This is a genomic window from Burkholderia sp. SIMBA_051 (assembly GCF_046534915.1).
Taxonomy (GTDB): Bacteria; Pseudomonadota; Gammaproteobacteria; order Burkholderiales; family Burkholderiaceae; genus Burkholderia; species Burkholderia ambifaria.
Map to the genome: position 1 here is coordinate 1 of NZ_JAWRXS010000622.1, position 250 is coordinate 250.

The window sequence follows — 250 nt, forward strand, 5'->3', positions numbered from 1 at the left end:
TCATTTGCGGCCGACTTCGCGCGGCAGCATTCACATCGAATCGGCGGATGCGTCGGCGCCGCCGTTGATCGCGCCCAACTATCTCTCCACCGATTACGACCGGCACGTCGCCGCGAACGCGCTGCGTCTCACGCGCCGCATTGCTGCGGCGCCCGCGCTCGCGCGCTATCGGCCGCGGGAAATTTTGCCCGGTCTCCAGTATCAGACCGAGGAAGAACTGCAGCAGGCCGCGGGCGCGGTCGGCACCACG

The 250-nt window shown here is 68.0% G+C and carries 1 protein-coding gene; it reads left to right on the plus strand.

Annotation, left to right across the window (positions count from 1 at the left end):
* The coding region (locus SB771_RS35980) for a GMC oxidoreductase (protein WP_410722159.1) at window positions 1–250 on the plus strand (250 nt) is incomplete at both ends.